The organism is Anaeromyxobacter sp. SG64, from assembly GCF_022690745.1.
Classification (GTDB): domain Bacteria; phylum Myxococcota; class Myxococcia; order Myxococcales; family Anaeromyxobacteraceae; genus Anaeromyxobacter; species Anaeromyxobacter soli.
In genome coordinates, this window is the sequence record NZ_JALCZB010000146.1 from 1 (window position 1) to 7,753 (window position 7,753).

Annotated in this window: 4 protein-coding genes; 1 reads left to right on the forward strand and 3 read right to left on the reverse strand. The window is 75.1% G+C overall.

From position 1 onward, the window contains the following. On the forward strand, positions 1–1,468 hold a 1,468-nt coding region (locus MNZ29_RS22900; protein WP_242356917.1), incomplete at its 5' end, for a glycosyltransferase family 39 protein. A gap of 18 nt (positions 1,469–1,486) precedes the next feature. On the opposite strand, the gene MNZ29_RS22905 is transcribed toward MNZ29_RS22900, so the two are convergent. The 3 genes from MNZ29_RS22905 to MNZ29_RS22920 form a co-directional block, all read right to left on the reverse strand. Then, on the reverse strand, positions 1,487–3,067 hold the full coding sequence (locus tag MNZ29_RS22905) for a DUF3943 domain-containing protein (RefSeq protein ID WP_242356919.1): 1,581 nt from the start codon (positions 3,065–3,067) through the stop codon (positions 1,487–1,489). A 296-nt stretch (positions 3,068–3,363) separates the two neighbouring features. After that, positions 3,364–5,952, reverse strand: a complete 2,589-nt coding sequence (locus MNZ29_RS24715) for a S8 family serine peptidase (protein WP_277957382.1) — start codon at positions 5,950–5,952, stop codon at positions 3,364–3,366. Between the two features lie 223 nt (positions 5,953–6,175). Continuing rightward, positions 6,176–7,753: hypothetical protein (locus MNZ29_RS22920; protein ID WP_242356921.1), on the reverse strand; the 1,578-nt coding region annotated here is incomplete at its 5' end.

Genomic DNA, 7,753 nt, shown 5'->3' on the forward strand with positions numbered 1-7,753 from the left:
CGCGGCCGCGCCCGCCCGCGCGAGCGTGCCCGTCCGGGCGCCCGCGCGCTCGCACGTGCTCGCGGCCGCGGCCGTGGCGGTCCTCTTCCTCCTCCGGCTCGCGATCCTCCCGTGGCTCGGGCTGTTCAACGACGAGGCGTATTACTGGGAGTGGTCGCGCCGGCTCGCCGCGAGCTACTACGATCACCCGCCGCTCGTCGCGTGGATCCTGGCGGTCTCGACGCGCCTCCTCGGACACGGCACCCTCGCCGTCCACCTCCCGGCCCTCCTCTTCACCGCCGCCACCTCGCTCGTCCTCCTCCGCCTGTCGCTCGACCTCGTCCCGGGCCGGCGCGATGTGGCGTGGGGCGCGGTCCTGCTCTGCAACGCCGCGCCGCTCTTCGGGCTCGGCGCCGTGTTCACCACGCCGGATGCGCCGGCCACGTTCTTCTGGATCCTCACCGCCTGGCTCGCGTGGCGGGCGGTGAACGGAGCGCCGCGCCTGTGGTACGCGGCCGGCCTCGCGGCCGGGCTCGGCCTCCTGTCCAAGTACACCGACGTCTTCCTCCTGCCGGGGGTCCTCCTCTTCCTGCTCCTCACCCCGCACCGGGCGTGGCTGCGGCGCAAGGAGCCGTACCTCGCGCTCGCCATCGCGGCGCTCGCGTTCGCGCCCGTCGTGCTGTGGAACGCCCGGCACGGCTGGGAGTCGTTCCTGTTCCAGCTCGTGGAGCGCCACGGCGGCGCGTTCCGCCCGTGGCGGACCGTCCCGCGCTTCCTGGCCGCCCAGCAGAGCCTGTCCCCGCTCGTCTGGGCGGCGTGCCTCGTCGGGCTCGCGCGGAGCGGGCGCGCTGCGCGCGCGGGCAGCGCTGCGGCCGCGCTCGTCTTCGGGTGTGCCGCGCCTTCCCTCGCCTTCTTCACCGTGGCCTCGCTGTTCACCTACGTGAACCCGAACTGGTTCGGCCCCGCCTTCCTGACCCTCATGATCCCCGCGTCGGCGGCGCTGCTCGAGAGCCGCTCGCGGCTCGTGCGCCTCGCGCCCGCGGGGCTCGGCCTCGCCCTCTCGCTCCTGTTCTACGTCCAGGCGATCTCGCTCGCGCTGCCGCTCCCGCCGCGCCTCGACTTCGCGACGGACCTCGTCGGCTGGGAGGAGGTCGGCGCGCGGCTGCGCGGGCTCCAGGCCTCCGGCGCCGGCGCGCGGCCGTTCGTGTTCTCGCGGCGACTCCAGCTCTCCGCGCTCGCCGCCTTCTACGGCGGCGACGGCCTCGAGGTGACCCGCCTCGGCGGGCGCCGCGATCAGTACGACGAGTGGACCTCCCCGGAGGCGCTCCGCGGACGGGACGCGGTCTACTTCTGCGACGACCTCAAGTTCCGGGCGCCGGACGAGCTCCCGTTCCAGCGCTGCGAGGCCGCGGGCGAGCTCCCCATCGTGCGCCACGGCCGGACGGTCCGGCGCTTCTTCTTCTGGCGGTGCTTCGCGTATCAGCCCTGACGCCGCGTGGCGGGGGGCTCACCGCACCCCGGCCGTGAACGCGTAGTACGCGCGGAGCTCCGTGCCCGTCTCGGAGCGCGCGGGCGCGCCTCCCCCCGCGTCGCCCGCGTGGTGCGAGAGGAGCCCCTCCACGCCGAGCGCGTGCGGGCCGACGACGCGCAGCTCGAGCGCGCCCGTGACGGTCGAGACGCGCTCGAGGCCGGGGAGGGATCCCAGGCCGGCGATGAGGTACTGACGCGCGACGAGCCGCGCGGCGATGCGATCGAGCGCCCGCAGCTGGGCCTCGAGGTGCGCCTGTCCCCCCGGGCCCATCCGGTAGCTGCGATCGTGCACCGGCCGGCCTCCCAGGTAGCCGGCGGCGCCGAGGAGCACCGCCGACGCGGTCGCGGCGCCCTCGAGCGCGACGCGCGGCGCCAGCTCCCAGCGCCCCTCCGCGGAGAGCCCCACCGCGCTCGTGGAGACGCTGTGGCGACGCAGCGCCGAGAAGTCGAACTGGAGCGCGACGCCGGCGAGGCCTCGCACCCGCTCTCCCTCGAACGTCCGCCCGGCCAGCACGCCGCGGGCGAAGAGCGTCGCGAGGGGGTCCTTCTCCGTCGAGTACGTGGACTCGAGCTCGAAGTGGTCGAACGGCCGCTCGAACCGGAAGCGCGGATCGCCGGGGAGGCCGTAGCTCAGGCGGACGCCGAGCTCCGGCACCACCCCCTCGTTCCCGCCGGCGCGGAGGTCCGGATCGAAGGACAGCGCGCCGACGCGGAGCTGCACGCGCGAGGGCGGCGTGGGAGCCGGCGGGTCCGTGCCGACGAGGGCCCGGTTCATGCTCTCGATGGGCGCGAAGGTCGTCGCGGCCGCGAGGCGCCAGCCGCTGCGGGGCCCGTCGAGGATCATGCCCGACACCCGGTGGAACATTTCCCCGAGCACGACCCCGGCGAGCGGCGTGGTGATCTGGTCGTTCACCGACGGGAGCGTGGTCTCGCCGACGATCTCCCAGATCGCGCTCGCGACGAATGGGTACGGGGTCGACGCCCAGAACCCCAGGCCCGACGAGCGCGCCGCGCTGTACGGGAAGATGCCCTGGAACGGGTGACCGATCTGGTTGATCCAGAAGCGATCCTCGTCGAGCACCCAGCTGCCCCGGAGGTTCCGTCCGATGGTGTGCGCGGTCACTCGCGCCCAGGGCGCGCCGCCGATGGAGACGTTCCAGCCGAGCATCACGCCCGTGATGACGCCCGTCTCGAGGGCGGGGAGGAGGTGCCCTCTCGGCAGCAGCCCTCGGCGCTGCGGCGGCCGGAACGTGAGGTCCGGGACGCCACTCGCTACCGATCCCGCGCCGTCCTCGGATTCCCCCGCTCCGGCGGGCCTCGCGCCCCCCGCGCTCGCCGCCGGCTTCGCGCTCGCGGCGCCGGGGGAGTCGCCACCCCCCTCCTCCTGCGCCGCGCCCGCCGCGGGCTTCGCGCCGCCGCAGTCCATCCCTTCCCCGGCCTGCGCCTCGTCTTGCTCCCGCGGCGCGGTGGGCACGTCCGCACCCGCCGGCCGGGCGAGCGCGATGCCGCAGAGCGCCGCCAGGGCGAGGAGGGACGCGTGGCCGCGAGGCGAGATCACACGAGCGAGCATCAGCGGTATCCACCGCGGATCGTAGCGACCTGGACCCGACGCCGGCACGTGCGTCTCCGGCCCCCCGACATCCACCCGAGCGCCCGTTCGGGCCGCTTCCGCCCCCGGCGGTGCTCGAGCTTCACCCGAGTTCGGTTTTCACGCGCGTGGCGGTTTGCCGCGCAGGAGCCCTCACGGCGGCCAGAGACGCGTCGGGCCGGTCCGCGCTGGACCGGCCCGACGGTTTCATCGGCGACTCCGTGCGCGCGGCGCCGGACACCGGCGCGGCGTCGACGGACCCGCGATCAAGGCCGCGCGAGGGTGACCACGGGCGACGTCCAGCGCTCCCAGTCGGAGGGGTTCGCCGGATCCCCGAGCGCCTTCAGCACGGACAGGGTGACGAGGTAGCTGCCGTTCGGCACGACGTAGCTCCTCGTGCCGGCGGCGGTCGTGCCGTCCCAGGCGAGCGCGAAGAAGCCGGCGCTCGTCGCGTTGCGCGGCAGGTAATCCTCGGCGAGCGCGGTGTGCCACGCCTTGCCGCTCGCGGCGTCGGTCACGTCGAGGCGCAGGGCGCGCGACGGGTGATCGAGGTGGACGAGGACGAACGGGACGTCGTCGCCCGCCATCGTGAACGTGCCGCCGGCGGGCCGCGCCTCGTAGCTCGACTCCACGAGCTGAGCCAGCACCGGCAGCCCGGCGCCGGCCGGCGTGAGGACCTTGATCGACTGGTAGTCACCGACGAAGCCGGCGTACGGCACCCGCAGGATCTCGCCGCCGCCCGAGGGCGTGAGCACCACGTAGCCGCCGTACTGCGCCTTGTCCGGCCCGGTCGGAGGCGTCACGGTGAGCTCGACGGTCGCGCTCCCTTGCGCGGGGACCGTCACCGTCGGCGCGCCGAAGGAGACGCTCGCGTTCGACGTGTTGAACACCGGCGAGAACGTCCCCCGCGCCGAGAGGGCGTTCACGAACGAGAGCGCGTAGGTGACCGGCGCGTCGGCGGAGCTCGTGACCGTGAGCGTGCGCGCGACCGGCCCCGCCTGGCTCTCGCCGAGCGAGAGCTTCGCCGGCTCGACGCTGGTGGTGGCGAGGATGGCGCGATCGATCCGGAGCATGCCCGCGCCCTGGCGGCCCACCGTCTCGAGGAAACCGAGCGTCGGGTCCCGCCACCAGAGCTTCGGCTCTGCGGTGTTCTGGAGGATCGTCCGGACCCGCTGCGACGGCGTGCTCGGCCGCGCCTCGAGCAGGAGCGCCACCGCGCCCGCGACGTGCGGCGACGACATGGAGGTGCCGCTGAGGCTCGCGTAGCCACCGAGCTCCAGGGGGTAGGTCGAGTAGATGTACCCGCCGGGCGCGCCGAGATCGGGCTTCAGGGCGAGATCGGGCGAGAGGCCGTAGGAGCTGAAGTCGGAGATGAGGTTCCCGGTGGAGTTCGGGAAGCTCCCGAGGTCCGAGGTCCAGGTGAGGTCCACGGAGCCGGCGGCCAGCCTGGAGTCGATGAGCGCCCCCTCCGCGGCGGAGACGGCGACCACCGGGATGGTGATCGCGACCGCCCCGGCGACGGTGGGGCTCACGCGGCCCGTGGTGCTGTTGTAGAGCACGACCGCGGCCGCGCCCGCGTTCTGGGCGTTCAAGGCCTTCTGGTAGAACGAGCATGTCCCTCGCCGGACGAGCGCCGCCTTTCCGGCGAGGCTTCCGGACGGAAGCGCGGCGCAGGCGTCGGCCGTCGAGCTCGGGGTGCCGGTGCGGGCCATCGGGAGCGTGCCCGTGTACGGCGCCGGCGGAGCGGCGGTCGCGTTCGTGTAGCCGATGGCCGTCCCGTCCGGCGAGATCGTGAGCTCCTTCAGCATGGCGTGCGTGTTGTCGAACGACGCGACGCCGATGACCTTCTCGCCGAGGCCCGGGGCGCCGGCGGCCCACAGCCCGTTCGCGCCGCTGTTCCCGATCGAGGCGACCACCACCACGCCGAGGTTCACGAGGCGCGTCGCCGCCATGGCCGTCGGGTACTGGGGCCACTGGTAGGCGGATCCGATGCTCATGTTCACGACCTGCATGCCGTCGGCGAGCGCCGCCTCCATCGCTGCGATCATCACGTCCGCGCTGGTCGAGCCCTCGCACCCGAAGACGCGATAGGCGCCGAGCTGCGCGTCCGGCGCGACGCCGCGCGCCCTCCCGTTCGCGCCGATGATCCCGGCGACGTGCGTGCCGTGGCCGGCGCAGTCGTCGGGGTACGCGTCCGGAACCGTCGTCGGGTCGTACGTCGCCGAGCTCGAGTCGGCGTTGAACGCGTCGCCGACGAAGTCCCAGCCGGCGACGATGCGGCTGCCGGGGAACGGGCTGTTGGCGCGCGGGACCCCGTCGCCGCCGAGGTCCACGTGATCGTAGTCGATGCCGGTGTCGATGACGCCGACCTTCACGCCGCGCCCGGTGAACCCGAGCTCCTCCTGCGCGGCGTCGGCGCCGGTCATGGCGATGGCGGTGAGGAGGTCCGGCTCGGAGACCTCGGCCGGCTCCGGCATCGCGATCGTCTCGACCGGGTAGACCGCCTTCACGCCCGCGATCCGCGCGAGGCGTCCGAGCTGGGCGGGCGGCACCGACACGGAGACGCCGTTGAAGAGCACGTCGAACGAGAAGCGCTCGGAGTAGCGGACGCCCGCCTTCGCGGCGGCCGCGCGGAACGCGCTCTTCTGGGCGCGCACCGTGGCGAGGCTCGAGCCCTCCGAGGTGGGCGGGCTCGCGAGCTCGACGAACCAGAGGTGCGCGGATTCGTCCACGAGCGCGCCCGTCTCCGCGGAAGGCGCGAGGCCGGACGGCTCGAGGGCAACGACGTCGTCTGCGAGAGCTCGCGAGGCGAGCGCCAGCAGGGGCAAGAGCAGCAAGGCGTTCTTCTTGGCCATTTCGGTCCTCGGAGTGCGAGTTCGCCGCGTCCTTCACCTGCCCGGCACGCGTGGGCTCACCTGCGCGCCGGAGGTCCGTGCAAGGGAGCGAGGAGCCTACACTGAAGGTAGGAGTCGCAAACAAGGGGAGCCCCGGAGTGGGCACGGCCGCCGGGCCCCGTTCAGGGCTCAGGGCAGGGCTCAGGGCGAGGGTCAGGGCACAGGGCTCAGGAGCTCGGGTGGCTCAGGCGGCGCTCCGCGCTGCCGGCGCCTCCGCGCGCCGCCGGCGGATGCGCGGGACCAGGATGAGCGCGGCGCCGTAGCAGGCGAAGGCCACGAGCAGCGTCGCCGGCCGTCCTCGGGGGAGATCCTCGAGCACGATCTTGAGCCCGATGGCGGCGAGCGCGGGGTACGCGAGCGCGGCTCCGTCGGACCAGGCCGGGAGCCTGCCGAGCGACGCGAGGCCGAGCGTCACGCAGACGAGGAGCGTCGTGCGGACCGCCGCGAGCTCGCCGGCGTCCGCGCCCGGGCCGGGGAGGCCCGCGACCGCGGGGGCGATCCAGCCGATCGCCACCCCCGCGAGCCCCGCGGCGAGCGTCGCGAGGAGCACGATCCGCGGCACGCGCTGGGCGCGGGTGTGCCTGCCTCCCTCGGCGCCGATCCAGGCGACGGCGAGGAGCCCCGCGAGGACGGCGAGCGCTGGAGGCGTCACCGGCGTCCACGGGACGCGCGGCGACGCGAGCGACGTCTCGGCCGCGTGGGCGACGAGCCCGCTCGCGATCGCGGCCGCCGCGGCGTACCCCGCCGCGTGTGCCGCGAGGGTGAGCCGGCCCTGTCGCCTTCCGAGCGCGCCAGCGGCGACGGCGAGCGCGATCCAGGCGACGGGCAGGGCGGGCCCGTCGAGGAGGAGGCCCGTCCCGGCGAGCACGAGCAGCGCCGCCGCGGAGGTGTAGAAGACGAAGTTCCGGCGGCGGTCCAGGGGGCGCTCGAGGAACGCGAACGCCACCGCGTAGGCGGCGAGCCCGAGCACCGTGACCGCAGCGCCGATGGCGGACGCGCCGGCGCCCGAGCGGGTCGCCACGAACGCCGCGCCGCCGAGGCCGACGGCGATCGCCGCCGCGCTCTGGGCGATCTCGAACGCCAGCACGTCGCGGCGGAGCAGGAGCGTGCGGGTGGCGACGGTCCCGAGATAGAGCGCCATGAGCGGCGTGAGCACGGCGAACGCGGCGAGGGCCCCCTCCCCGCCTCGCGCGAGGCCCACCCGCACCGCGAGCACCGCCGCGGCGAGGTCGGCGGCGACCGCCGGCAGCGCGCGGAGCGAGAACCAGTCGAGCACGTAGCTGAGCCACAGCGTCGCGACGCCGAGGAGGACCAGGAAGAGCGCGGGGGGGCCGAGCCGCCCGGTGGCGGCCGCGAGGGCGACGGCCGTGGCGATGCCTCCGAGCGTCACGATCCACGCGAGCGCCTCGAGCCGGCGCCGCGCCGCGACGGCGAGCGCCGCGGCGGTGAAGAGGGTGAGCAGCGCCGCGGCCGCCGGGGGAGAGGCGAGCCCGAAGCGCGACGCCGCCTCGTAGACGAGCGGGAAGCCCACGAGCGCGGCGGCGGTGCCGTGGAACGCGGCGCTCGCCGTCGCGCCCGCCTTCGCCCCGGCCCGCAGGGCGAACCCGAGCCACGTGGCGGCGTACGCGAGGCCGAGGGCGACGCCGACCGCGGCCGGGAGCGTCCCCGCGTCGGCGAGCGCGCGCAGGACGAAGGCCCCCGCCAGGACGAGCAGCGTGCGCCCTACGAGCGAGACGCTCCCGAGCGCCGCGGCGAGCTCCTG

What these genes read in the sequence shown, in the direction of transcription:
- MNZ29_RS24715 (WP_277957382.1), bottom strand. Translation starts at nt 5,952, where the DNA reads ATGGCCAAGAAGAACGCCTTGCTGCTCTTGCCCCTGCTGGCGCTCGCC.